Consider the following 23,315-nt stretch of genomic DNA (forward strand, 5'->3'; position numbering starts at 1 on the left):
TAGCAAAGTGCTGCCCGTATGTGGCAGCACTTTTTATATGGGTCCATTAATTGCGAGGCGCAAATAACATCACACTGACTCCAGCCAAACAGATCAAAGCACCCATCCAGTCATATAGATCAGGTGTTTTTCGATCGACCCACCAGCCCCAAAACACAGCAAGAATGACAAAAACACCGCCATAGGCAGCATAAACCCGTCCGAAAGTCGGGAACTGCTGAAAGGTTGGAATGATGCCATATACAACCAAGATGAGGCTGCCGGCGATCCCGAAGCTGACAGGTTTTGCTTCACGCAGCCAAAGCCATACCAAATAGCCGCCGCCAATTTCTGCTAAACCTGCTAATAAAAAAAGAACAATCGTCACCATCATATACGGACACTCCAATTTCTCCAATTTACACCCTATTATGACATGAGGAAAGAATGCGTTCTACCTCAATTGAATGGAGAGGAGCGAAGGGGAACATTTTGGCAATTCAAACGTAGTACATATGGAGGTGAAACACATGAAAACATCCATAGAAAAAGACCTATTTCTCTTATCAGTCAGACACGCATTGATTGCCTGTTATTTTTTAGTGTTTCCGTTCGTTGCACAAGTCCTTTATACCCCGTCACCTTTATTGATGGCCCTCATCTCTCTTTTTATGATTCATAACCTTACAGAAAGTACCATTTGGCTCTACAAATCGAGAAAGATTAGAAAGCACCAGTCTGGTGACTTATCAAAACGCGGGCATGTCTTTAGCCAGCTCGTGCAAAGAGTTGAACAGATCCTCATCCTCAGTTTTGTCATTCTATTGATCAATGAATGGATACAAGGAAGGGCGGATCTATCTACACTGTCATTCACTCTTTTTCTATTGATTATCGTTTTTCTACAGCACGTCCAGTTTTACTACGTTCAGCTATTTTTTAAATCCAACAGCTGGTTCATTTATGTTCCTTCTTTGCAAAAAGCACGTCCTTCAGACATGGCGAGGGAGCGAAAGGCCCTGAAAAGGTTATAAATGTGCCATCACTCGGTTGATCCAGCCATAAACATCAGAAAATTATGATAAAATGTGGAAAGAAAGAATAGAGAAAGGGAGTGCGAGCGAGTGAAAGCAGTTGGACTATTGGAGTATTTGCCGATTGAGCATGAGCAAAGCCTGATGGATCAGGAGGTTGAAAAGCCTAAGGCGTCTGGCAGAGATGTACTCGTGAAGATAGAGGCTGTGTCAGTGAATCCAGTTGATACAAAGGTGAGATCACCGAAGGATCAGAAGGAAGAAAAACTGAAAATTCTAGGCTATGATGCAAGCGGTACGGTTGTTGAAGTGGGCGAAGCGTGTACATTGTTTCAGCCAGGTGATCACGTCTACTATGCGGGAGATATTACGCGTCAAGGGTCGAATAGTGAATATCAGCTTGTGGATGAACGTATTGTGGCGAAAAAGCCTGCCAATCTATCCTTTGCAGAAGCAGCCGCGATGCCCCTTACAACAATTACGGCTTATGAGGCTTTATTTGACCGGATGCATATGAAGCGGAATGCTGAAGGGTCAACCTTGCTAATCATTGGTGGTGCAGGCGGTGTTGGGTCTATCGCCATTCAACTAGCCAAATTAGCGAAGGCAACTGTGATCGCTACCGCATCAAGACCAGAAACAAAAGAGTGGTGTCTGTCATTAGGTGCCGATCATATCATTGATCATCATCAGCCGCTTTTAGCGCAGCTCGAAGAAAAAGGAATAGGCGAAGTGGATTTTATTTTATGCTTAAATGATACAGATGGACATTTCAAAGGCATGGCAGAAGCCATCAAACCGCAAGGCACGATCTGTACCATTGTCGAAAACGAGCACAACCTAGACATTCAATTACTCAAAAATAAAAGTGCGGCATTTGTATGGGAATTCATGTTCACACGCCCTATGTATGAAACAGCGGACATGATCAAACAGCATGAGCTTTTGACAGAGGCGGGTGAGTTATTTGAGCAGGGAAAAATAACGCATACCTTAACAAAGGTTCTCAGTCCGATCAATGCTGCTAACTTGAAGCAGGCACATCAAACACTTGAGCAAGGAAAGATGATTGGAAAATTTGTGCTTGAAGGATTTGAGAGAGGAGAGAGCGTATGACGTCATTACAATATCCAATTGGCTTATATGAACCGGTTGAAACAAAAACGAAAGCACAGCTTGAAGCATGGATTGATGAGCTGGCTGCAATCCCCGAAGAGTATGAAGCGGTGACCGCACCGCTTACAGATGCTCAGCTTGATACACCTTATCGGCCGGGAGGATGGACTGTTCGTCAGCTCATTCACCACGTAGCAGACAGCCATCTAAATGCATACTTACGATTCAAACTTGCTCTCACAGAAGATACACCGGACATACGTCCATATGATCAGGAGGGATTTGCCTCACTTCCTGACAGCAAGGCGCCCATCAGTTTATCTCTGCCTTTGATCAGCAGTCTGCATCGCAGGTGGGTCACTTTACTGCGGGGAATGTCAGAGGATGACTTCAACGCTTCGTATTATCACCCTGCCGATCAACAAACGGTGTCCTTATATGATGCAGCAGGAATGTACGTCTGGCATTCAAAGCATCACCTTGCTCATATTACGGAATTAATCAAAAGAAATCAGTGGAATTAAAGGAGTAAACGCATGTCTGGAAGAAGAATTGTCGGTGCCATGTTTATCTGTATGGCGGCATTGTTTTATATAGCGAAATATGTTCTTTTTGAGATACGCTATAGTAACAGCTTAGGCTCAGAAAGAACGATTGAGGAACTTGAACAGCTGCTCCCTGGCGGTACGTGGATCAGCATTTTTTTCCTCATCATTGGCTTAGCCTATCTTTTATGGGATGACAGGGAAGTGATTCGTAAAAAGCTTTTCACCCCAGATCGACAAGTAGAAGAAACAAAAAAGACGGAGCTCAAGTGACCGTCTTTTTTCCTTTTCTTTTGTTAGCCGCGTTCAGGACGCAGTGCTTTTTCTAAGATAGCAAGGCCTTCATTGACTTTTTCTTTTTCCTCGTCATTGAGCCGCTGCAGGGAATTTTTGATTTTTTCGTGTCCTTTTTGATAAATACTTCTGAAAATATTTTTCGCTTCCTCTGTCAGTTCGACGACAATGATTCTCCGGTCACGCTCAGAGTGCTTTCGCACGACAAAGTTAGACTGTTCTAACCGGTCAAGCAGACCTGTCATATTGGACAAAGAAGCGCCCATTTTTTCAGCGATTTCGGATACTTTGAGAGAGCCATGGTTATTGAGCAGCATGAGCACCTTCATTTGAGGCATACTCATATCAAGCTTCATCCATTCAGAAACATCTCCAAGACCTGCAGCTGTGAGCACTTTCATATAAAGAATCCATGTCTTTTTTTCTTCTGGAGATAGAATCTCTTCTTTTAATACGGTGGTGTCATGAATATTATATTCCACGCTTGTTCACTTCCTTTAAGCGGCTCTTTTTCTTTATATTACTGATTTTTACTTCTAATTGAAAGGTTCGTCAAGCTTTTGAATGTTAAACTGCATGAATCAAGTGGTATTTGTTGTATAATAATGTTCAGTTGAAATAATGAAGCAACCTAGAAAGTTGGGAAAAACATGTGGAACAAAAAAACGGGTATGACGATCTTAAAAATGCTTTTTCCGATCGTCATTATCCTTGTCTTGATTTTTGTCGCGAAGCAGGAGCTGAGCGGACTTTCCATTAAAAAGACGTTTTATATTATTGACAGCTTGAACCGAATGGACTTGTTTATTCTTGTCTTTCTTGGACTTGTCGCGGTTTTATCGATGTCCTTATATGATTTTATTTTACGAAAAAGCCTTGATATGCCCATCAGCGGCTGGAAAACGATACGCATTTCCTGGATTGCGAACTCCTTTAACAGTGTTCTTGGATTTGGCGGTCTATCAGGAGCAGGGCTTAGAACGCTTCTCTATAAGGAGTACATAACAGATACGAAAAAATTGCTGAAAGGCATTGCCCTTTTGACTTCCTCTGTCCTTTTGGGCTTATCTATTTTCAGTGATTTGATCTTGGTCAGGGTGCTTCCAGTTGAAAGTATTATCAGCCAGGAGCCGTGGCTATGGGCATTTGTCATTATCTTTGCCTGTATTGTACCGATTTATATCGTCATGGCATCCATTCGAAAAAGCTCGATCGAGAGCGGTGAAAATGGACTAAAGCATCCAATTTACGCTTATATCGGGGCATCGTTTTTAGAATGGCTGGCAGCTGGACTTGTCATGTACATGGCTGTCGTCTCTATGGGGATGAATATCGATGTCCGAATAGTCTTAGGTGTATTTGCGATTGCGTCAATCGGCGGTTTAATCAGTATGGTTCCGGGCGGATTTGGTTCGTTTGACCTTATCTTTTTACTGAGCATGCAATACATTGGTTTTGATAAAGAGATGGTGCTGACGGCGCTCGTCTTGTACCGCTTCGTGTACTCGATTTTCCCGTTTATCTTAGGGCTTTGTCTAGCTGCTTACGATTTAACGGGAACGACGCTTAGACGTCTTGAAGGCAATCCGAAAATGGCACCTGCCATTGAAACAACGAACGTTTTAATTGTTTTGCACCGTGCTTTATTAATCCGTTTATTGTACGGATCTTTATCGATTTTAACCTTTGGAAGCGGCTTGCTTATCATGGCATCTGTTGTGCTTCCAGTCGATCGATTAGGTGTGATTACCAGCATTCCGCGCTTTCTGTTATCAGGATTTAATGGTCTTTCTTTAATGTTCGGAATCATTCTGATGATTTTGTCCATTGAAGTGTATAAAAGAACGAAAAGATCGTACGTGCTGACAATGATCTCTTTAGCAGGCGGTTTTGTGTTTACTTTGTTAAAGGGGTTTAACCTCAGTCTGATTTTTATTTTGCCAGTCATCATGGCTGTGTTTTTCTCTCTTCGAAATCAATTTGTAAAGCAGCAGGCACCTTATTCCTTGTATCAGTTTGTGACGGCTGCCGCTGGTTATTTACTCGTGCTGTTTAATTATAATGTCATTGGTAACTTTATTTGGACAAAAATCGGGCATTTCTTGAGTAAGGATTACTTGGTGCATAATGAACGGCATATCACGATGACAAGCATGATTGCTCTCATCGGTGTCCCGCTTTTCTTCTTCATTAGTAAATTGATTTTTAATAAGAAAGCATTTCCGATTGGAGAAAAAGCAGATGAGGAAAAACTAAAAACGTTTTTAGAAGAAAAGGGCGGAAATGCCCTCAGTCATCTTGGCTTTTTAGGCGACAAAAAACTATTTTTCTCAAGTGATGGAGAAGCGATGCTTCAGTTTGGACGAATTGGCCGCTGCGTCATTGTGCTCGGAGATCCATCTGGACGTGAGGCGTCTTATCCGCTTGTACTTGAAGAGTTTTTACAGGAGACAGAAAAAGCCGGCTACCGCGTCGCTTTTTATCAAGTAGAACGAGAAGGGATGGCTCTTTATCATGACTTAGGCTTTCACTTCTTTAAGCTTGGGGAAGAAGCCATGGTCGATTTAGAAACGTTTACTCTGTCAGGTAAGAAAAAATCAAATTTACGAGCTGTGGCGAATAAATTTGAACGAGAAGGCTACACCTTTGAAATGCTGGAACCTCCCTTTTCAAATGAGTTGATCTCAACTTTAAAACAGATCTCTGACAGCTGGCTCGGAAAGAAAAAAGAAAAAGGATTTTCGCTCGGTTATTTTCAAGAAGACTATCTTCAAAAAGCACCGATTGCGATTCTAAAGGATGAACAAGGGCAGATCATTTCCTTTGTATCATTGATGCCGATGTATCAAGAAGGGGAGATTTCCATCGATTTAATGCGTCATATGCATGATGCACCGAACGGGATGATGGATGCGCTGTTTATCCACCTGTTTCAATGGGCGAAAGAAAGAGGCTACAAATCGTTTAACATGGGAATGGCACCTTTATCGAATGTGGGGACGTTCCATCAGTCCTTTCTCACGGAGCGTTTGGCGAGTGTTATTTTCAACAATGTCAGATACATGTACAGCTTCAGCGGTTTACGGTCATTTAAACAGAAATATAAGCCTGAATGGCGCGGGAAATATTTAGCGTATAAAAAGAATACGTCACTGCCTGTCACAATGGTACTTGTCACCAAGCTGATCGGGTTGGACCCAAATCGAAAGCGCCGTCCATAAACCAAAAGACCTTTACCTTTCACTAGGTGAAGGTTTTTTTAGACAAAAGAATAGCAAAAGTGGTAAAGTTGAAGGGTAAGGGGGATGTTCATATGACATTAAATGAATGGTTTACAAAGGGATTAGCTGAACGTACATATGTACACAACATGGAGAAAAACCGGGAAAATCTGCTCACGGTGTACAACCAGTATGCAATTCATCAAAAAGAAAAAGAGCTGCTTCAAAAGCTGCAAAAGAAAAAGCTCAGAGCACTTGTCATCACAGCGGACTGGTGCGGAGATGCGATGGTCAATGTTCCAATTTTCATGCGTATTGCAAATGAAGCACTCATTGATGCGCGCTATTTCATTCGGGATGAGCATCTAGACCTGATGGATCAGTATTTAACGAACGGGACCGCAAGATCGATTCCGATTATCGTCATCATTGATCAGGACGGGAATGAAGTGGGCAAATGGGGACCTCGCTCAGTAGAGGCGCAGCGCTTTGTCGACGAGAAAAAACCAGACAAAGATGCACCTGATTATGAAGAAGCTTTTCAAGTATTTGCGAAAGAAGCCGCACATCACTATACGACAGACCGCTACTTATGGAAAGATATTGAGAAAGAAATAGTAGAAGTTTTGGCAAAAATATAAACCAAAAGACTACTTCGCCGCAATGGGAAGTAGTCTTTTTTTATCTTGTTTTTGCGTTTCACCTACAAAACCACCGCATAAAGATGTAGAAAACCGCAGAATTCTATCAAATACCGCAGAAAACCGCAAAGCACCACGATTTTCCCAACCACTTTTAGTTGAAAAACCTCATATATGCTATGAAATCAATGATTTTGCCCTTATCCAAAGGCTCATATAACGCACAACGGTTGGCTTTTTCCCAATACAAGAGGCCCAGCAACTATAGTAATCTAGTTGTAATCTCCTTTGAACGAACTAAAAAAATGACGGAAAAGGACAGGCGATCAATTTATGAAAAAAATCATTTATCTCGATCAAGAAAAAAAGAAGCTCGCTGAATCGAAAAAAAGAGAACAGCGTTCCATTAAATCACTGAGGCTGCTTGTGTTTTATGACGGACAAAGCCCTGCATGTGCAAAAACGATTGATGTGTTAAGATCACTCGATTGGAAAAATCGGATTCACTTTGAATCCTTTAGACACTCGCAGCTGCTCAGGCTGAATAAAATCAGTGAAGAGAAGGCGGAAAAACGAATTGTGTCTATTTCCCTAGCCAAAAATCAAAAGAATTCAGGGATTTATACTTGGCTGCGTATGGCCTGCCATATCCCTGCTTTATGGGGAACGGTCCCATTCATCGTGCTCAGCATCTGGCTTGGCTTTGGACAGCATGCGTACGATTTCTTTGCAAAAAGACGGTATATTCATTCTGTCAAACGGGTGAACCATCATGATACAGATCAACAAGAGACCATTTAATAAATAGAAAAAGCATGACCTTCGATCGGCAGAAGGTCATGCTTTTTTGTAATAGGGAAGATATACTGTTAAATGATCGAGCAATTTCTTTGTATAGGACTTATAGGCCTGCTCATCAAGCTCAGCACCTGCGTAGGTAAGTAAGGTTCTAAGAGCAAATAAATATTCACTGTGCAGCTCATTGTGTTCAAAGTAAGGAAGGGCTGCTTCGACCAAATAGGTTTTCAAATCAAGAGGGTTTTCCTCAATCATCAATTTATAGATTTTGATCATATATAAACAGTTTGGCTGAATACGAGGCTGTTTTAACAACTCGTGTATGTAGGGAAGTGCTTTTTTGCGGTCATATTCAGCGTATAGTGTCGCAATTTCATATAGCGTTTCACAGTAACGATCTTCTATCTGTTCTTGATTAAAATAATTGAGTGAATCTAGTAAATAAGGCACAGCTGAAGAAAAATCACCTTCACGTTTTAAGAGCACCCCGTAATAAAAATAAGCGGACATTTTAATATAGGCATCAGGATGAAGGGACGTGTGCAAAATCACTTCCTTTATATATTTCTTCGCAGTTTGATAGGCTTTTAGTTCAAGTGAGATCACGCCGTGAATGAGTGTACAGTGAATAATCCGCTTGAAATTGTTCTTTTGTCTATATAAATCCATCGCTTGATGTGTCGCTTCAAGCGCATCACCCAGCTGTCCCATGTTTCCAAGTGCTTTTGCATAGTGATAATACAAATCACTTTGTTCGACTGAAGCGTAGGAAAAGCAGCTTTCAAGCTTTTTGAGCCCATCTTCAAGCTGACCAATTTTAATTTGATGAATGCCGTCAAGATATTCAAAAATTTCTTTTTCCGTTTCAATAAAGGTTTTTTCGAATTTTTTGAGCACGCGGTGTGTTTTTAAGGCAAGCGGCTGTTTATCCGTTAATAAATAAAATTGAAATAAGGACAAATGATACTGAATGCCTAAATCGAGCGAAAAGAACTGCTCCTCGTGCTGAATGATCATTTCTGCATTTTGTTCAGCCTGATCGAGAGCATAGAAATACATATTCATTTGAAACTCATCCAAAAGTGATAGCAGATGACGCGCCTTTTGTGACAGCTTTTCTTGGCTGATGCCAAGCCGTTCAAGCAGCAAATTGATCGTATCTTGATTGGCCTCCTTTGAGCCATTTTCAATTTTACTTAAATGAGAGACAGAACAAATTCCTTCTGCCAATTCAGATTGGGTCATATTTTGTTTATAACGGTAGAGTTTAATGATTTGTCCAATATTGATTTTCATTCCATCCAGAAGCCTCCCTTCCAATCATGGTTGAAAGCCTTTTGACAAAAAAACCAGATCAGACAAAATGGGAATACTTGAAAATCATTTCATCATCTTGGCTTTTTTCTCAAAATTTGTTTAAAACGTAATATGATTGTAACATTACTTGAAAAAGTCAAACAACTATTTAGCAGACGGGGAGGAGTGATACTTGATTTGCAACTGCACGCGATGACGTTTATAATGTGAATGAGAATCAATTTCAATTAAGGTTGATTGAGAGGATGACATATATGCCAGAAACGAAACAACAAACAGAAGCGTTAACGGTTCGAGACGCTGTCAGATATAGACGATCGATTCGCAAATTCAAAGACACACCGGTGACGATTGAACAGCTTCAGCCGCTATTAGAGGATGCAGTCTATGCGCCGAACCATAAAATCACGGAGCCGTGGCGCTTTTTATATGCGGTGACTGATGAAGCGAAAGCGACTTTTGTAGAGCGCTTCATTGCTTTCTTTCAGCGCAACAACCCAGATGCAAAAGAAGAAAAGATCAATCAATATAGAGATTACTTTTCTAAGGTCCCAGCGCTTTTACTTGTCGTACTAAAAGAAGACGAGAACCCTGTGGTGAGAAATGATGATTTTGCCGCCGTGAGCGCGCTCATTCAAAATCTCCAGCTGCTTGCGTGGGATCAAGGGATCGGTATGGTATGGAAGAGCGGACGTATTTTATACGATAAAGGCTTTCAACAAGACATGGGATTAAAGGAAAACGAACGGTTTGCTGCGATCCTTCATATAGGTTATCCAGAAGAGGTGCCTGAGGAAAAATCACGCCAGAAAGCATCAAGTCTTCTTACTGAAATCAAATAAAAGAAAAGCAGACCGCTGAATAAGGTCTGCTTTTTTACTTATTGTTTTTTGGCGCGCTGATCGGCTGCTTTCATACGTGCCATTGCTTTTACGTCATTCGGATCTGCAAGTTCTTTGGAAAATTCAACATATTCGCCATCCGTCTCTTGTGCCGCGAGCTCGTGGTTGGATTTTTTGTGTTGGTCTTTTTTCAAAGCCTTTCCCTCCTTTACAAGATCACTTTAGTTATGTGCTTGTTGGAGGGGAATATCCGTCTTATTTGTTTCTTTTTTCTGCTGCTCTTTCCGCTTTTTTGAATTCCTGCTGATACAGGACTTCCTGGGTTTTCTTCAGCTTTGAAGTTGGCTGGTGTTCTTTTTTCTTCATCAAAATCGCCCCCTCATATCATTTCTAATAGGATGGGTGTTTTTGACAACATTTATTCCTTAGAATGCAAAATCGCTTCTTTTAGTTCAGGGTGCAAAAAGTCATAAGAAGAGAGCAGTGCTTTTTTTGGCAGAGCACGCTGACCTTCTAAAACAAGTAATGACATTTCACCAAGGGCCGTTTTGATCACAAAAGATGGCACCTTCAGCCAATGGGGGCGGTGAAGGGCAGAAGCAATGGTTTGTCCAAGCTGTTTCATTTGAACAGGATTCGGTGATGTCACATTGAGCGGGCCTGAGAGGTCGTCATTATGAATCGCATAAGCAATGAGATGTGCCACATCCTCAACATGAACCCATGAAACCCATTGCGAGCCAGAGCCGATTGTCCCGCCGGCAAACAGCTTGTAAGGAAGTGTCATCAGCGGCAGTGTGCCTTTTTCGCCTAACACGACGCCAAAGCGGGTGTAGACTGTACGAATGCCGAGTGCTTCAATTTTTTGCGCCTCAGCCTCCCAAAGCTTTGATGTATGACTTAAGAAATCAGTATCTGCAGGAGGTGACTCCTCCGTAAAATCGCCTGTTTGAGAAGTGCCATAAATTCCGACAGCACTTGCTTGAATCAGTACAGATGGCTTTGATTCCTGCGCTTCTATAATGCGTCTTACCTCTTGTGTTGATTTGAGACGGCTGGAGAGGATGCCTTCTTTTGCCTTGTCTGTCCAGCGTGTAAAAATGGATTTTCCAGCAAGGTTAATCCATACATCGATGGCAGGCAATTCATGCTCAGGTGCAGCACCTTCAGTCAGCCACTGCACATAATGTAAATGATTTTGTTCGGATTCCTTTGGATTTCTTGTTAAAATATATAGATGATGTCCCTCAGCAGCGAGCACTTTTGTGACATGCTGGCCGATAAAACCGGTTCCTCCGGTAATGGCGATATTCAATTGACATCTCTCCTCTCATATACATACCTATATCTTTCACGATTTTGAATCAGAAGAAACATCCTGACTGTTTTGGAAAAGGAGTGATCACAGGATGCCCTATATTACAAAAATTTCTGCTCAGAAAAACAATACCGAGCGGGTCAACATCTTTCTTGATGAAAAGTACGCCTTTAGCGTTGATTTAGATGTGCTCGTCCAGCACGATTTGAAAAAAGGAAAAGAGCTGGACGAAGCAGATATCATTGAGATTCAATTCGGTGATTCAGTGAAAAAAGGATTTCAGCAGGCCGTTGATTATTTATCCTACCGCATGAGATCAGTGAAAGAAGTCACCGATTATTTAACGAAAAAAGAAATCCCTGCACCTGCTATTAGTGAAATTATACACAAATTAAAGCATTATAAGTATGTAAATGATCTTGAATTTGCAGAAGCCTATGTCAGCACCCACCGAAAAACGAACAGCAAAGGACCGTCCGTCCTAAAAAAAGAATTGAAGCTCAAGGGGATAGACGATGACACGATTGAACAGGCGCTATCGCAATACCCTGATGACTTACAGCTGGAGGAAGCTGTAAAGCAGGTTCTCAAGCTTGTCAAAAAAGAAAAAAATCGTTCTGCAAAAGAGATCGAGCAGCGCATCAAGCTGCAGCTGCAGCGAAAGGGATTTTCGTTTGAGATCATTGATAAAGCCCTTCAAGAAGCCTATGATGGACAAGAAGACGAAAAGGAAGAAGAAGCCCTCCTTTATATGCTGGAGAAGGCAAAACGCAAGGTAGGATATGACGGATCATTTGAAAAAAAGATGAAAGTGAAGCAATTTTTATTCAGAAAAGGCTTTGATCTCGATACAATTGATCACGTTTTAGACAAAGGGGAATGACAGATGGAAAAACGCTATAGTGAGATGACAGAATACGAATTGAAGCAGGAGATTGCCGCCCTTTCTGAAAAAGCACGAAAGGCTGAGCAGCTTGGCATTGTGAATGAATACGCAGTTTTAGAACGGAAAATCGATATGGCGAAAGCCTATTTATTAGATCCAGCCTCGATTCAAACGAAAACAACTTATCAAATTAAAGACACAGAAGAAGAGTTTTATGTGGAATATCTAAATGGCGTTTTTGCATGGGGATACAGAGTATCGGCTCCAAATAAGGAAGATGCCCTGCCGATTTCAATGCTGACGCAAAAGGACTGATCCTAAAAGATCAGTCCTTTTCTTTACTTCGAACGCTGTTTACGGACGTTGTTCTGAAGTACGATGTCGTGCTGCGTTTGCTGCGTTTCTCCGTTGACCTGAGAGGCAGAATGTTTTGCATTTGCCCATGGTTGAGGGTAAGCGGTTGTCCTTAATTGAACAAAGTCTGCCATATACGATTTCCCATTTGAACTCATATCTCAAGCACTCCCTTTGGAAAAATTAGCGTTTCCCTGATGCCCTCATACGTTCCTGTGGACGTGTGTTCGTTTCACCATTCGGCCGTTTAGACGCATAAGCATCTGTAGCGCCTGGTTCGCCTTCAAACTTGTGATTTACCTGATTTGGAAAGCCTTTTGCTTTATTACGCATATCGATTCCCTCCAAACAATACAAATCATTTGCGTCTTTTGAAGACGTAAGGGTAGTATATGAAAAAAGAAGTTTTTTTAAAAAGGCACATTCTGCTAGATGAAGGAGGAACAGGCATGGAACAATACTTTGAGCGATTAACAGAACAACTTATGGAAAAAAACAATATGCTGACATATGACGAAGCACGTACATGGGTAGAGCTGCTTTGGAGTGATTTTGAAACGACTTATGCAAAGGCTGGCCGCAAGTATAAAGGACAAGAAACAACACAGCGAATTGTCCAAGAGTGGATCGAGAGCTACGGCGCGCAGCTGCATCTATTTCAAAATAAACAATCAAAGGCAAATGAGCATCTGCAACAAAACAATCGAGGGCTGCTTCACTAAAAGGTTGCCCTTTTACTTCCATTCATCTTTTTCAATCATTTGGAAAATATACAAATGAACAAATAACTTTATGAAACAATACCCAGTCTGTGATCGAAATTACAGGCTTTTTACAATGATTAAACTTAAAATTACATTAAATTCATCCTGCCGAAAATCACTGGAAATAAAACTCTGATATAATGAAACGATTGAAGAGACATGTAATTTATGGATAATAAAAAAGGGTTTCGTTTTCTGACAAAAAAGGAATAATGAACATATCAGACTATGTGAAAAAAGTGAAGAGAAGGTGCGATATGGAACGGGAACTGCTCTCTGTTATAATTCCTTCTTACAATGAAGGTGAAAACATCAGACGAATCTTTGAGGCACTCGAGGAAGAGTTTCGCGATTTTCATTATGACTTTGAAATCATCTTTGTAAATGATGGAAGCAAAGACAACACGCTTCAATACATGAGAGAGCTCTCTCGCAAAAGTGCAAAGGTTAAATATATTTCCTTTTCGCGTAACTTTGGAAAGGAAGCCGCTATTTTGGCAGGTCTTGAACATGCAAAAGGAGCCGCTGCGATTATTATGGACGCCGATCTGCAGCACCCGACGTATTTAATTCAGGACTTTGTCAGAGGGTATGAAGAAGGCTATCATCAAGTCATTGCCAAACGGAATCGTAAAGGTGACAGCAAGCTGCGCTCATACCTGTCATCCATGTACTATAAGGTGATGAACAAGGTAGTAGAAGTGGACTTGCGTGATGGCGTCGGGGATTTCCGTTTAATTTCACGCCAAGCCATCGATGCACTTCTCCAGCTGAAAGAGGGAAATCGTTTTTCGAAAGGGCTTTTTTGCTGGATTGGGTTTGAAGAAAAGGTCATCTATTATGAAAATGTAGAAAGACAGCATGGTGATACAAAATGGTCACTGAAGAAATTATTTAACTATGGCATAGATGGCGTCATTTCCTTTAACAACCGCCCGCTGCGAATTTGTTTTTATACTGGCATACTGATCTTATTTCTCTCATTGATTTACATCGTGGCCACCTTTATTCAAATCGTCAGAACGGGCATTATGGTGCCAGGTTATTTTACTTTAATATCGGCTGTGCTGTTCCTCGGAGGTGTCCAGCTTTTGAGTCTAGGCGTGATTGGAGAATATATTGGCCGTATTTATTATGAAACGAAAAAGAGGCCGCATTATTTAATCCAGGAATCAAATGTGATGGAACAAGAGACAAGCTCAAAGGAACAAGATCGAGTGTTAACACAGTTATTTAAATAACGTGGAGTCAAATAACCGGCAAGCACGAATCGCTTGCTGGGTTGTTTTGTTTCAAAGAATAGTGGATCTTTTGTGGAAAGGATTTAGATGATGAAACGTAGATGGATACTAATAGGAATGTGCCTCATTCTCGCTTTATTAGGACACTCCTTTTTCTTATATGAATATACCCAAGGCCGGTACATGACAGGAGATGGAGACGGGATCTCACAAATGCTCCCATTTAAAAAGCTGCTGTACGATGAATACGTCAAAGGGAACTTCTTTTATTCCTATCAATTCGGTCTAGGCGGCGGTACATATACGCAATTAGGTTATTATTTCACAACGTCGACTGTCTTTATGGTTACAGTCGCTGTCGTCTGGCTGATGAATGCGCTTCATCTCATCCAGTCAACGGACATCCATTTCTGGGCAAATGCCGTCATTTGGCTGAGTGTGATCAAGTTGACGCTTATTCTTTTCATCGCTTACCGTGTGCTCCATTCAATGGTTCAGCATAGGCTGAGTGCATTCACAGGAGCCGCAATTTACGGATTGTCTATTGTGTATTTTCGACATCAAACATTTTGGGAGTTTTTCACCGACAGCATGATGTGGCTCCCGCTGCTGGTGCTTGGGGTTGAACGGATTTTCAAAACTGGTAAGCCGGCTTGGTTTATTGCGGCGTGCAGCCTGATGCTCATCAACAATTTTTACTTTGCTTATATTCATTTTATCTTTTTAGCGATCTATCTTGTCTTCAGATATATCATCAAGCTTCGAAGTGAGGAGCATGGGTGGAAGGTGTTCTGGACGCTGGCGGTTTCTACGCTGTTATCCTTTGGAATCAGTGCTGCCTTTTTTGTCCCGTCTGTCTATGGATTTCTGAATAATATAAGACCGCCATATGATCAATCTATACCTTGGTTTGATCTGCATGATCATCTGCTGTTTACTAGCAGGGTGTATTTATTACCTGTCATCTTTCTCATTTGTATGTTCCTCGTTCCGCTTTACCGGAACAGGTGGTTTTTCATGTTTACATCGATCAGCGTTCTGCTCATTGTTTTTCACTACAGTCCAAAGATGGCGAGCGTGTTTAATGGTTTTTCAGCACCGCAGTACAGGTTTGAATACATTCTTGCCTTTACAGTTGGGGCGGTCGTAGCCATCACCATCAAGCATTTCTCGCAAATCGAGTGGAAGTGGAAAAAGCGTGCGGTCTTAGGCGCTTGGATCGTGTTTCTTCTCGCAGTCATCTTATCAGAACGAGCAAAGGGAAATATGGATGTTGTTGTATTTACAGGCATAGGACTGCTTGTGATCAGCTTGTTTTTCCTTGTGATTCATGCGGAAAAACGCCAGCACCTTCGTCTCATTTCAGCTGTGCTCATCGCTTTCAGCTTACTGACAGCAGGCGTGTATCAGCAGGGCTATTTATCTGAAAGAAGCAATATTAAGAGCGTATCAGATACGTATCTGAATAGTGAGGCGTATGCTGGACATGAGCAAATGAAGCTCATTCAGCAGATTCAAAGCCGCTCTTCAAAAGATCCGCTTGCCCGGATTGATTGGATGAACGGCGTGCGCAACAATACCCCGTTATTTGAAGGCTTTCAAGGCATGAGTGCGTATTCAAGTATATTAAATAAACATTTGCTCAATTTCTACTGGAATGACCTGCAAATCGATATGGGACGTGAAAGTGTCAGCCGTTATGCAACAATGGGGGACAGAGCGAATTTATACAGCCTGACCTATGGAAAGTATTATATGAGAGACAACATTATGCCTTACTCACCGCCAGCTTATTTTAAGCCAATATTGGAAAGCGAGCATTATAAAGTGTATGAAAATACACGGCCACTGCCATTTGCAAGAACAACAAGCACCATCTATTCAGAAGAATCTTTAAAGGATGCCTCAGCGCTTGATAGAGAGCATGCGATGCTGCAAGGTGTGATTTTAGACAAAAAAGGAAACGCTGAAATTGAGCACGCGCCAGATCGAGTCAAGGATACAAAGATTCATACGGAACAAGCCGTATACGAACATGGCGTGCTTGATGTATACGGAGAAACAGGCGGCCTGAATATCACGCTGCCAGATGATATGGCCCGCGCTGGGGATGTGTATGTGAGCTTTTATGTGAAGCGGACAGACCGGAACGAAGGATTTCAGTTATCCGTTGACAACTACGTCACCTCACGAAAAAGCAATACATCCATTTACAAAACAGGCGTCAATGAAGTGACGATTCGGGTTCCTGCTGAGAAAATACTTTCGATTCGAGTGCCAAAAGGGACATATGAGCTCGATCAATTGAAACTGTATCAAGAGCCTTACCGCATCCTAGAAAAGGCATATGAAAAAGAAAAACAGGATAATGGCAGCCAGCAGGTAAAGCTCGAAAACAACCGCTTTACGATTTCATATGATAACAAACGCGGCGATGATTATATGGTTCTGCCAGTACCATATGAAAAAGGCTGGGAGCTCACAGTAAACGGTCAGCAGACCGATATTGAACAAGCCAATTACGCCTTTATCGGTTTTCCAATAGAAAAAGGCAAAAACGAGATTGTGCTAACCTACTATCCGCCTTATATCAGAATTCTCGCGTTGATTTCACTCGTCAGTTTGATCGTTGCGATCCTATATGCACGGAGAAAACACAAGAAACACCACTTTTCATCATAAGTGGTGTTTTTTTATCTTCCAAGGGCTGATCGATTATATGAAGCAAATCACTAAGCTTATTTCTCACACGAAAACGTCGCATAATCAAACAAAAAATGAAACAACCAAAGGCTTAGAGCAAAGAGGATTTCCTCAGAAGTAGACAGTAAAATGCCGCCTACCAATTCATCTGATAAATAGACAGCACTCCAAATAAACAAAAGATGAATGGATATGGCATAGAAAACGATGGAGCGTTTTTTGGAACGGCATTTTCTAACAACTCTCATAAGCACATGCTCCACATGCTCAAAGGATATCCCAAGTACCACATAGATGCCCATAAATAAAAGCATCGATAAAATCGATTGATAAAAAGCACCCGTTAAATGAAAGAACAGTACACAAAACAACAAAAATATGTAACAGACAGCAGACGCCGCCATGAGCCATTTCAGCCCTTGCCATAAAGCGTGAACAGATTGCTGCATAGGTGAACAAACACTCCTTTACATGAAGATACCTGCAAAAAGGACAGCCTTTTTGCAGGAAGTCATATGTTAATCCTCTTTTTTAGGCGCAGCGATCACAGGATGTTTTTCAGTATCAAGCAGTTTTAAGAAGTCTTCGCCTTGATCTAAATGATCAAGAACAAGCTGTTTCGGTGTGACCGCAAGCCACTGATTGAGTGAGATGTCTGCATAATGATCGCTCTTAAAGATTTCTAAGAAATAAAGCGGTTCGTCGCCTGTATTCTCTACATAATGCCCCATCGCAAATGGGACATATCCAACGTCTCCGGCCTGATAGTTGAAGGTTCTCGCATGTCCATCAGAAGCAAATACCGTCATTCGTGCTTTTCCAGAAATAAAATATTGCCATTCATCCGTATTTGGATGCCAGTGCAGCTCGCGAATGGCACCTGGATCAACTTTCACAAGAGCGGATGCAATCGTTTTAGATGCTTTGAAATTGGTAGAGTCCGCAATCCACACTTGTCCGCCGCTTGATGTAATCGGCTTCTGTTTTAACAGCTCATATTTAAAGGAATTCGGGACTTCTCCTTGCTCTGTTTTCACCTTGTCACATTCAAGGGAACCAGGAATTCCTTTTTGGAAAATATACTTTTCTTTCTCTGGCAGCTTGTCAAACTGCTCTTTTGTCATACCGAAGTTCTTGAGCACGACTTCCTCTGGCGTGTGGGCAAGCCAATCGGTTACTTGGAACGTACTATTTTCTGAGAATGACCCATCATCAAACACAAGCAAGAATTCAGCTCCCGGTTCAAGTGCTTGGATAGAGTGCGGCAGGCCAGAAGGGAAGTACCACAAATCACCCTCAGTCACATCCTCTGTAAAATTGCGCCCCTCTGCATCAACCGATGTAATCCGGGCTTCCCCATAAATCATGTACGCCCATTCCGCTTCCTTATGCCAGTGAAGCTCACGAATCGCACCAGGCTTTAACCGCATATTAACAGATGCAAGACTTTTAGAGATCGGCAGTTCACGTACTGTTACCTCACGGGCGTAGCCGCCTTTTTCTAAACGATTGTGTGTATCAGAAAAAGAATATTTCAGGTTGGAGACCGTTCCATGATCGGTTTCTGGCGGCGTGAGCATATCTGGATTTTGTCTGTCCCGCTCGAGATTACGTGGAATTTTGACCGTTGCTCCTTTTTCTCCTCGAATCGGCTGTGGTATTCCATTTTGCTTTTCACTCATGATAAAATCCCCTTTCAACATCGTATTGTGTGAGGTGACAAAAGGCCTTTCATTTCGCCCTCGTTTTCATAAGGTGAAACGAATCAAGCAGATGTCAATCTGATTCATCATTTTTTTGAGCAGCGACTAATCGTTGGATGAGTTTGCTTAATTCATCAAACTTTCGTTCAAAGCGTGTCAGCAAGTACACTGTCAAAATGGCAGGGAAGCCAGCCTGACCGAGCTGCTTCAGCCATTCCTCCGAAAAAAAGGTCTCCATTTGTCTCACCTCCCAGCGGATGCTCGTCTTCTATATAAGTGGTATGAAAGAAGAAAAAGGAAAGCAGAGGGGGATAAAATGAATCATTAGACCCGTTTCACGAAGTTTACTTTTTTTAACTTTTGTCCACTTAATGCTAGTAGAGGGAACAAAGGGGAGGATGCACATGGATTATCGGCTGTTATTGAAAGCAAAATGGAACGAAATCATTGATCACCCGCTCATTCAGCAGTTTTTAAGCAATCCGAAAAACGAGCAGCTGCTCCGGCAGGTCATGGAAGAGCCAAACGAGGAAAATGCCAAAAAACTAGATTCCGAGTTCAAACAGTTCTATCAGAAAATCCGCATCATCAAGTATATCTCCACAATGATACGCATCTTTTCAGTCGACTTTGATAAACGAGTAAAAAAGAAGCAGCAGCGTTTTCCGCTCATACTCGATCATCCTGATACGCAAGAAGTGAAAGACCCTGTTCAAACAGATACGTATGAAGCCGTGCTCTTCAACCAGCAAGACCTAGGGGAGCATCTGCAAGATCAAACATTGTACAAGGCCTACCAGCAGCTCACAGACAAACAAAAAATGGTCCTAACCCAAATCTATGTCGAAGGCCAAACGATGAAGGAAATAGCCGATCAGTTAGGCGAAACAAGACAAAACATCTCAAACATTCACAAAAAAGCACTCAACAAACTAAAAGAAGAAACAGGGGGAGATGTCCGTGCACGAAGACAAAATGACCAATGGAGAAATGGAAGAACTCATTGAAACCTTCACACCCATGATCAAAAAGAAACTACAAAACACGGCATATCAAGAAAGAGAAGACCTCGAACAAGAACTCTATATCAAACTCATCGAAAAAATAGACCGGCTGATTTACCAAGAAGGACCTGGATTTTGGGAGTTTATTGTGGAATATATGACGAAGTTGTAAAAGTGAAGTACAAAAAAAGACTCGCTCACACAGAGCCGAGTCTTAATTTTTTTTGCAGTTTTTCCTCACTGAAAATCCAGCCGGTATAGGAATTTTTGATTTGGTGGTCCATGTCGATATGGCAGATCGCGACAAAAGGATAATGACCTTTGCTTCGGTAGCGCAAATCAATGAACCGCACCTCATAATGATCCTTAAATTTATCCACTTCCCACCGGTAGACAGGGGAGAAGGAGAGAAAGGCTGAAATGTTTTCATCTTGTTTGGCAATTTTCATAATTTCAGTATCCGGGACCGGCACACGGTTAAACGTGTCTAAAATGACGACTTCTCCATTCATGCTGCGCCCAACATGGAAAGAGGATTTACATTTCACGGCAATGCGCCATTGTCTGAACTTCATTGTAGGCGAAATGATAATCTCTTCAATTTCATCGAATCGTGCACGCAGCTGACGTTTAATCTGAAGCTGCATGATGACCCTGACGATATAGTAACAGAAAATCACGGCATACAGCGTAATGAACGTATAGCCGGGATGACCGCCAATCGCCCAAACGACAATAGCGACAAGGTGTGTAAAAAAGATAAACGGATCAAACGTATTAATGATCCCAAGTGCTACCCATTTCTTCGAAAATGGACGAATGGCCTGCGTGCCGTATGCATTGAAAATATCGACAAACACATGAAGCACAACGGCTAATAGTGTCCATAACCAAAGGTGAAGTATATTCGCCCCCGGCACAAATGGGAAAATCACAGCCGGAATTAGCAATGACCAAAACAGTACAGCCGGAATGGAATGTGTAAATCCTCGGTGATTTCTTATATAAACCGCATTATTTTTTAGTTTTAGCACAGTATCAATGTCTGGTGCTTGGGAGCCGGCGATGGTCGCGATCATCACGGCGTGTGCCATGTGTGGATCTGCGCTGACGGCTGGATCTAAAAGTGCAAGTCCCCCAAGAGAAATGCCCATTACTACATGAGTACCAGTGTCCAATTGATTACCTCCTAGTTGTCATGCTTAGGAACAATCATACAAAGTATACGTCTCCAATCAAGACTATGTGCAAAATCACTTTTGCTTTATCCCGATTTAATGTAACATGTTAACGTATCTACAAACAGTATACAACAAATAAGGTTCTATTCAGAACGTTAGCCCTCGGTCCAATGAGAAGGAGTATAGATATGAAAGACATTCAAGAAAAGCTGGACCGCAAAGATATTGCGGGCTTTCAGCATGATTTAATTGATTGGTATGAAAAAGAACAACGAACATTGCCATGGCGTGAAAATCAAGATCCATACCGCGTCTGGGTATCAGAAGTCATGCTTCAGCAAACGAGAGTAGATACGGTCATTCCGTATTTCAACCGGTTTATGGAGCAATTCCCGACGGTGAAGGATCTCGCTTTAGCTGATGAAGAAAAGGTCATGAAAGCATGGGAAGGTCTTGGCTACTACTCAAGAGTGCGTAATTTACAGGCAGCTGTGAAAGAAGTATATGAATCCTACGATGGTATTGTCCCTAATACGAAAGAGCAATTTTCAAAGCTCAAAGGTGTAGGCCCGTATACGAGCGGCGCAGTGCTGAGTATCGCCTATAACAAGCCGTATCCTGCGGTAGACGGCAACGTCATGAGGGTCATTTCTCGTATTTTGTCCATATGGGATGATATTGCAAAACCAAAAACGAGAAACATTTTCGAGTTTGCGGTCGATCAGCTCATTTCCCGGGAAAAGCCGTCAGAATTTAATCAAGGGCTGATGGAGCTTGGTGCGCTCATTTGTACCCCAACATCCCCTGCCTGCCTCATTTGCCCTGTGAACATGCATTGCTCGGCATTCGAGGAAGGCGTTCAGTATGAGCTCCCAGTGAAAAGCAAAAAGAAAAAGCCGACTGCAAAATCAATGGCAGCAGCGGTGTTATTTGATGACGCAGGCAACCTATATATTCATAAGCGGCCAAGTACAGGCCTGCTTGCGAATTTATGGGAATTCCCTAACATGGAAACCATGAAGGGAAGAAAAACGGAAAAAGAGCAGCTGATTGATTTCTTAAAAGAGGAGGCGGGTGTACAAGCGGAGCTTGGTGATTTAGAAGGCACCATTCAGCATGTATTTACCCACCTCATCTGGAATATTTCTGTTTTCTTTGGACGAGTTACCTCTGTATCTGATGACACGAAGCTGAAAAAAGTCACAACAGAAGAATTTGAGGCATATGCTTTGCCAGTCTCACACCAAAAAATTTGGAAGCTGGCACTTGAGCAGCCTAGTCATATTTAACCGTTGTCCCGTGGGTATAATCAGCTTCATTTCGGTGCAGACCCCCGCGGTCTTCGATTTCAGAAATGATTTCTCGATACTTAGATTGCCCTTCTTCATTCAAATAAGGTAAAATTTGTTGGAAAGCATGATGAAAGTAAGCAAGCTCAGTATCTTTCCATTGATCCTTGGACATCATGCCAAGCTGGCTTAAATCGCGTCCGACATACATGAATGTAACCTCCTAATAGGAACTTTCCTATTAGTGTGAAGCGAATGAACGAAAACTATTCAAATCAGGAGATGAACCATAATGAGTCAACGTAAATGTGCATTAATTACAGGAAGCAGCAGAGGAGTAGGGAAGGAAGTAGCCCTTCGCCTCGCTGAAAAAGGATATGACATTGTCATTAACTATGCGAGAAGCAAAAAAGCCGCACTTGAAACAGCGGAAGAAATTGAAGCGATGGGTGTCAAAACATTGGTTGTCAAAGCAAATGTAGGCCAGCCTGAGAAAATCAAAGACATGTTTCAGCAAATTGACGAAACCTTTGGCCGTTTAGATGTATTTGTAAACAATGCGGCATCAGGTGTTCAGCGTCCCATTATGGACCTTGAAGAAAATCATTGGGACTGGACGATGAATATCAATGCGAAAGCCTTGTTATTCTGCGGACAAGAAGCGGCGAAACTAATGGAGAAAAACGGCGGCGGACATATCGTCAGCATTAGTTCTCTTGGCTCTATCCGCTACCTTGAAAATTACACAGTCGTCGGCGTATCAAAAGCAGCACTAGAAGCTTTAACACGTTACCTTTCTGTTGAGCTTTCACAAAAAAATATCGTCGTCAACGCTGTATCAGGCGGCGCGATCGATACCGATGCACTTAAGCACTTCCCGAACCGTGAAGAGCTTTTAGAAGATGCGAAGAAAAATACACCTGCCGGCCGAATGGTGGAAATTAAAGACATGGTCGACAGCGTGGAATTCCTTGTATCAGGCAAAGCAGACATGATTAGAGGCCAGACGATTATTGTAGATGGCGGACGTTCTTTGCTTGTTTAAAAAAATCATGAATAGGATGTACACCTTCTGCACAAATTAA

30 protein-coding genes are annotated in these 23,315 nt (G+C 42.0%); 17 read left to right on the forward strand and 13 right to left on the reverse strand.

Annotation, left to right across the window (positions count from 1 at the left end; genetic code table 11):
- Nucleotides 1-46: 46 nt before the first annotated feature.
- Nucleotides 47-373 (reverse strand): YnfA family protein, encoded by a 327-nt coding sequence (locus NSS76_RS04210; protein ID WP_103132717.1) that lies wholly within the window; start codon nt 371-373, stop codon nt 47-49.
- A gap of 136 nt (nt 374-509) precedes the next feature.
- On the opposite strand from NSS76_RS04210, the gene NSS76_RS04215 reads away from it, so the two are divergent.
- From NSS76_RS04215 to NSS76_RS04230, 4 genes are all read left to right on the forward strand, one after another.
- Nucleotides 510-1,013: a hypothetical protein gene (locus NSS76_RS04215; protein ID WP_283859958.1), complete on the forward strand. Its 504-nt coding sequence runs from the start codon at nt 510-512 to the stop codon at nt 1,011-1,013.
- A gap of 90 nt (nt 1,014-1,103) precedes the next feature.
- Nucleotides 1,104-2,129 carry a zinc-binding alcohol dehydrogenase family protein gene (locus tag NSS76_RS04220; RefSeq protein WP_212052908.1) on the forward strand — a complete coding sequence of 342 codons (1,026 nt, stop codon included), beginning with the start codon at nt 1,104-1,106 and terminating at the stop codon, nt 2,127-2,129.
- A complete protein-coding gene (locus NSS76_RS04225) occupies nt 2,126-2,653 on the forward strand; it encodes a YfiT family bacillithiol transferase (RefSeq protein ID WP_268422585.1) in 528 nt (175 codons plus the stop codon). The genes NSS76_RS04220 and NSS76_RS04225 overlap by 4 nt, the downstream gene beginning before the upstream one ends.
- Nucleotides 2,654-2,665: 12 nt before the next feature.
- Nucleotides 2,666-2,947: a hypothetical protein gene (locus NSS76_RS04230; RefSeq protein WP_073204386.1), complete on the forward strand. Its 282-nt coding sequence runs from the start codon at nt 2,666-2,668 to the stop codon at nt 2,945-2,947.
- A 23-nt stretch (nt 2,948-2,970) separates the two neighbouring features.
- On the opposite strand, the gene NSS76_RS04235 is transcribed toward NSS76_RS04230, so the two are convergent.
- Nucleotides 2,971-3,450, reverse strand: coding sequence for a MarR family transcriptional regulator (locus NSS76_RS04235; RefSeq protein ID WP_044334463.1), 480 nt, complete (start codon nt 3,448-3,450; stop codon nt 2,971-2,973).
- Nucleotides 3,451-3,618: 168 nt separating this feature from the next.
- On the opposite strand from NSS76_RS04235, the gene mprF reads away from it, so the two are divergent.
- From mprF to NSS76_RS04250, 3 genes are all read left to right on the forward strand, one after another.
- Nucleotides 3,619-6,189: a bifunctional lysylphosphatidylglycerol flippase/synthetase MprF gene (gene mprF / locus NSS76_RS04240; RefSeq protein WP_341080933.1), complete on the forward strand. Its 2,571-nt coding sequence runs from the start codon at nt 3,619-3,621 to the stop codon at nt 6,187-6,189.
- 92 nt (nt 6,190-6,281) lie between these two features.
- On the forward strand, nt 6,282-6,830 hold the full coding sequence (locus tag NSS76_RS04245) for a thioredoxin family protein (RefSeq protein ID WP_125587472.1): 549 nt from the start codon (nt 6,282-6,284) through the stop codon (nt 6,828-6,830).
- 333 nt (nt 6,831-7,163) lie between these two features.
- Entirely contained in the window at nt 7,164-7,631 is a 468-nt protein-coding gene (locus NSS76_RS04250; protein ID WP_024425226.1) for a thiol-disulfide oxidoreductase DCC family protein, read from the forward strand.
- Nucleotides 7,632-7,667: 36 nt separating this feature from the next.
- On the opposite strand, the gene NSS76_RS04255 is transcribed toward NSS76_RS04250, so the two are convergent.
- Nucleotides 7,668-8,924 (reverse strand): transcriptional regulator, encoded by a 1,257-nt coding sequence (locus NSS76_RS04255; protein WP_024425225.1) that lies wholly within the window; start codon nt 8,922-8,924, stop codon nt 7,668-7,670.
- 275 nt (nt 8,925-9,199) lie between these two features.
- On the opposite strand from NSS76_RS04255, the gene NSS76_RS04260 reads away from it, so the two are divergent.
- Nucleotides 9,200-9,787 (forward strand): nitroreductase family protein, encoded by a 588-nt coding sequence (locus tag NSS76_RS04260; protein WP_041087328.1) that lies wholly within the window; start codon nt 9,200-9,202, stop codon nt 9,785-9,787.
- 38 nt (nt 9,788-9,825) lie between these two features.
- Here NSS76_RS04260 and NSS76_RS04265 read toward each other — a convergent pair whose 3' ends face one another.
- From NSS76_RS04265 to NSS76_RS04275, 3 genes are all read right to left on the reverse strand, one after another.
- Entirely contained in the window at nt 9,826-9,981 is a 156-nt protein-coding gene (locus NSS76_RS04265; RefSeq protein ID WP_024425223.1) for a YfhD family protein, read from the reverse strand.
- A 61-nt stretch (nt 9,982-10,042) separates the two neighbouring features.
- On the reverse strand, nt 10,043-10,153 hold the full coding sequence (locus NSS76_RS04270) for a YfhE family protein (RefSeq protein WP_017358836.1): 111 nt from the start codon (nt 10,151-10,153) through the stop codon (nt 10,043-10,045).
- A gap of 52 nt (nt 10,154-10,205) precedes the next feature.
- Nucleotides 10,206-11,102 carry a TIGR01777 family oxidoreductase gene (locus tag NSS76_RS04275; RefSeq protein ID WP_122632157.1) on the reverse strand — a complete coding sequence of 299 codons (897 nt, stop codon included), beginning with the start codon at nt 11,100-11,102 and terminating at the stop codon, nt 10,206-10,208.
- Nucleotides 11,103-11,196: 94 nt separating this feature from the next.
- Here NSS76_RS04275 and recX point away from each other — a divergent pair, with 94 nt between their 5' ends.
- Nucleotides 11,197-11,988 carry a recombination regulator RecX gene (recX, locus tag NSS76_RS04280; protein WP_133744899.1) on the forward strand — a complete coding sequence of 264 codons (792 nt, stop codon included), beginning with the start codon at nt 11,197-11,199 and terminating at the stop codon, nt 11,986-11,988.
- A gap of 3 nt (nt 11,989-11,991) precedes the next feature.
- Nucleotides 11,992-12,306, forward strand: coding sequence for a YfhH family protein (locus NSS76_RS04285; RefSeq protein WP_041087336.1), 315 nt, complete (start codon nt 11,992-11,994; stop codon nt 12,304-12,306).
- A gap of 23 nt (nt 12,307-12,329) precedes the next feature.
- Here NSS76_RS04285 and NSS76_RS04290 read toward each other — a convergent pair whose 3' ends face one another.
- Nucleotides 12,330-12,503: a YpzG family protein gene (locus tag NSS76_RS04290; RefSeq protein WP_008360604.1), complete on the reverse strand. Its 174-nt coding sequence runs from the start codon at nt 12,501-12,503 to the stop codon at nt 12,330-12,332.
- 25 nt (nt 12,504-12,528) lie between these two features.
- Nucleotides 12,529-12,678 (reverse strand): small, acid-soluble spore protein K, encoded by a 150-nt coding sequence (locus NSS76_RS04295; protein ID WP_003217849.1) that lies wholly within the window; start codon nt 12,676-12,678, stop codon nt 12,529-12,531.
- Nucleotides 12,679-12,794: 116 nt separating this feature from the next.
- Between NSS76_RS04295 and NSS76_RS04300 the strand changes: the two genes are divergently transcribed.
- From NSS76_RS04300 to NSS76_RS04310, 3 genes are all read left to right on the forward strand, one after another.
- On the forward strand, nt 12,795-13,067 hold the full coding sequence (locus tag NSS76_RS04300; protein WP_122632173.1) for a YfhJ family protein: 273 nt from the start codon (nt 12,795-12,797) through the stop codon (nt 13,065-13,067).
- A 299-nt stretch (nt 13,068-13,366) separates the two neighbouring features.
- Nucleotides 13,367-14,350: a glycosyltransferase family 2 protein gene (locus NSS76_RS04305; protein WP_024425218.1), complete on the forward strand. Its 984-nt coding sequence runs from the start codon at nt 13,367-13,369 to the stop codon at nt 14,348-14,350.
- 87 nt (nt 14,351-14,437) lie between these two features.
- A complete protein-coding gene (locus NSS76_RS04310) occupies nt 14,438-17,032 on the forward strand; it encodes a YfhO family protein (RefSeq protein ID WP_341080939.1) in 2,595 nt (864 codons plus the stop codon).
- A gap of 56 nt (nt 17,033-17,088) precedes the next feature.
- Here NSS76_RS04310 and NSS76_RS04315 read toward each other — a convergent pair whose 3' ends face one another.
- The 3 genes from NSS76_RS04315 to NSS76_RS04325 all read right to left on the reverse strand — a co-directional run bounded on the left by NSS76_RS04315 (nt 17,089) and on the right by NSS76_RS04325 (nt 18,994).
- Nucleotides 17,089-17,502, reverse strand: a complete 414-nt coding sequence (locus NSS76_RS04315; RefSeq protein ID WP_341080940.1) for a regulatory YrvL family protein — start codon at nt 17,500-17,502, stop codon at nt 17,089-17,091.
- 69 nt (nt 17,503-17,571) lie between these two features.
- Complete coding sequence (locus tag NSS76_RS04320) at nt 17,572-18,735, reverse strand: oxalate decarboxylase family bicupin (RefSeq protein ID WP_172881334.1); 1,164 nt, start codon at nt 18,733-18,735, stop codon at nt 17,572-17,574.
- A gap of 94 nt (nt 18,736-18,829) precedes the next feature.
- Entirely contained in the window at nt 18,830-18,994 is a 165-nt protein-coding gene (locus NSS76_RS04325) for a YvrJ family protein (protein WP_073204399.1), read from the reverse strand.
- Between the two features lie 166 nt (nt 18,995-19,160).
- Between NSS76_RS04325 and NSS76_RS04330 the strand changes: the two genes are divergently transcribed.
- Nucleotides 19,161-19,763: a sigma-70 family RNA polymerase sigma factor gene (locus NSS76_RS04330; RefSeq protein WP_206533978.1), complete on the forward strand. Its 603-nt coding sequence runs from the start codon at nt 19,161-19,163 to the stop codon at nt 19,761-19,763.
- On the forward strand, nt 19,711-19,932 hold the full coding sequence (gene rsoA / locus NSS76_RS04335; protein ID WP_029707333.1) for a sigma-O factor regulator RsoA: 222 nt from the start codon (nt 19,711-19,713) through the stop codon (nt 19,930-19,932). Before NSS76_RS04330 ends, rsoA begins: the two co-directional genes overlap by 53 nt.
- A gap of 25 nt (nt 19,933-19,957) precedes the next feature.
- Here rsoA and NSS76_RS04340 read toward each other — a convergent pair whose 3' ends face one another.
- The gene (locus NSS76_RS04340) at nt 19,958-20,938 is read right to left on the reverse strand and encodes a metal-dependent hydrolase (protein WP_206533977.1); all 981 of its coding nucleotides are present in this window, start codon (nt 20,936-20,938) and stop codon (nt 19,958-19,960) included.
- 191 nt (nt 20,939-21,129) lie between these two features.
- Between NSS76_RS04340 and mutY the strand changes: the two genes are divergently transcribed.
- Complete coding sequence (gene mutY / locus NSS76_RS04345) at nt 21,130-22,230, forward strand: A/G-specific adenine glycosylase (RefSeq protein ID WP_149125843.1); 1,101 nt, start codon at nt 21,130-21,132, stop codon at nt 22,228-22,230.
- Here mutY and NSS76_RS04350 read toward each other — a convergent pair.
- The gene (locus NSS76_RS04350; RefSeq protein WP_003217808.1) at nt 22,217-22,441 is read right to left on the reverse strand and encodes a hypothetical protein; all 225 of its coding nucleotides are present in this window, start codon (nt 22,439-22,441) and stop codon (nt 22,217-22,219) included. The genes mutY and NSS76_RS04350 overlap by 14 nt on opposite strands.
- Nucleotides 22,442-22,522: 81 nt before the next feature.
- On the opposite strand from NSS76_RS04350, the gene fabL reads away from it, so the two are divergent.
- Nucleotides 22,523-23,275 (forward strand): enoyl-[acyl-carrier-protein] reductase FabL, encoded by a 753-nt coding sequence (gene fabL / locus NSS76_RS04355; protein ID WP_024425211.1) that lies wholly within the window; start codon nt 22,523-22,525, stop codon nt 23,273-23,275.
- The last annotated feature ends 40 nt before the right edge of the window (nt 23,276-23,315 follow it).

The sequence above is a fragment of the Bacillus sp. FSL R5-0654 genome (assembly GCF_038008745.1).
Lineage (GTDB): Bacteria > Bacillota > Bacilli > Bacillales > Bacillaceae > Bacillus > Bacillus safensis.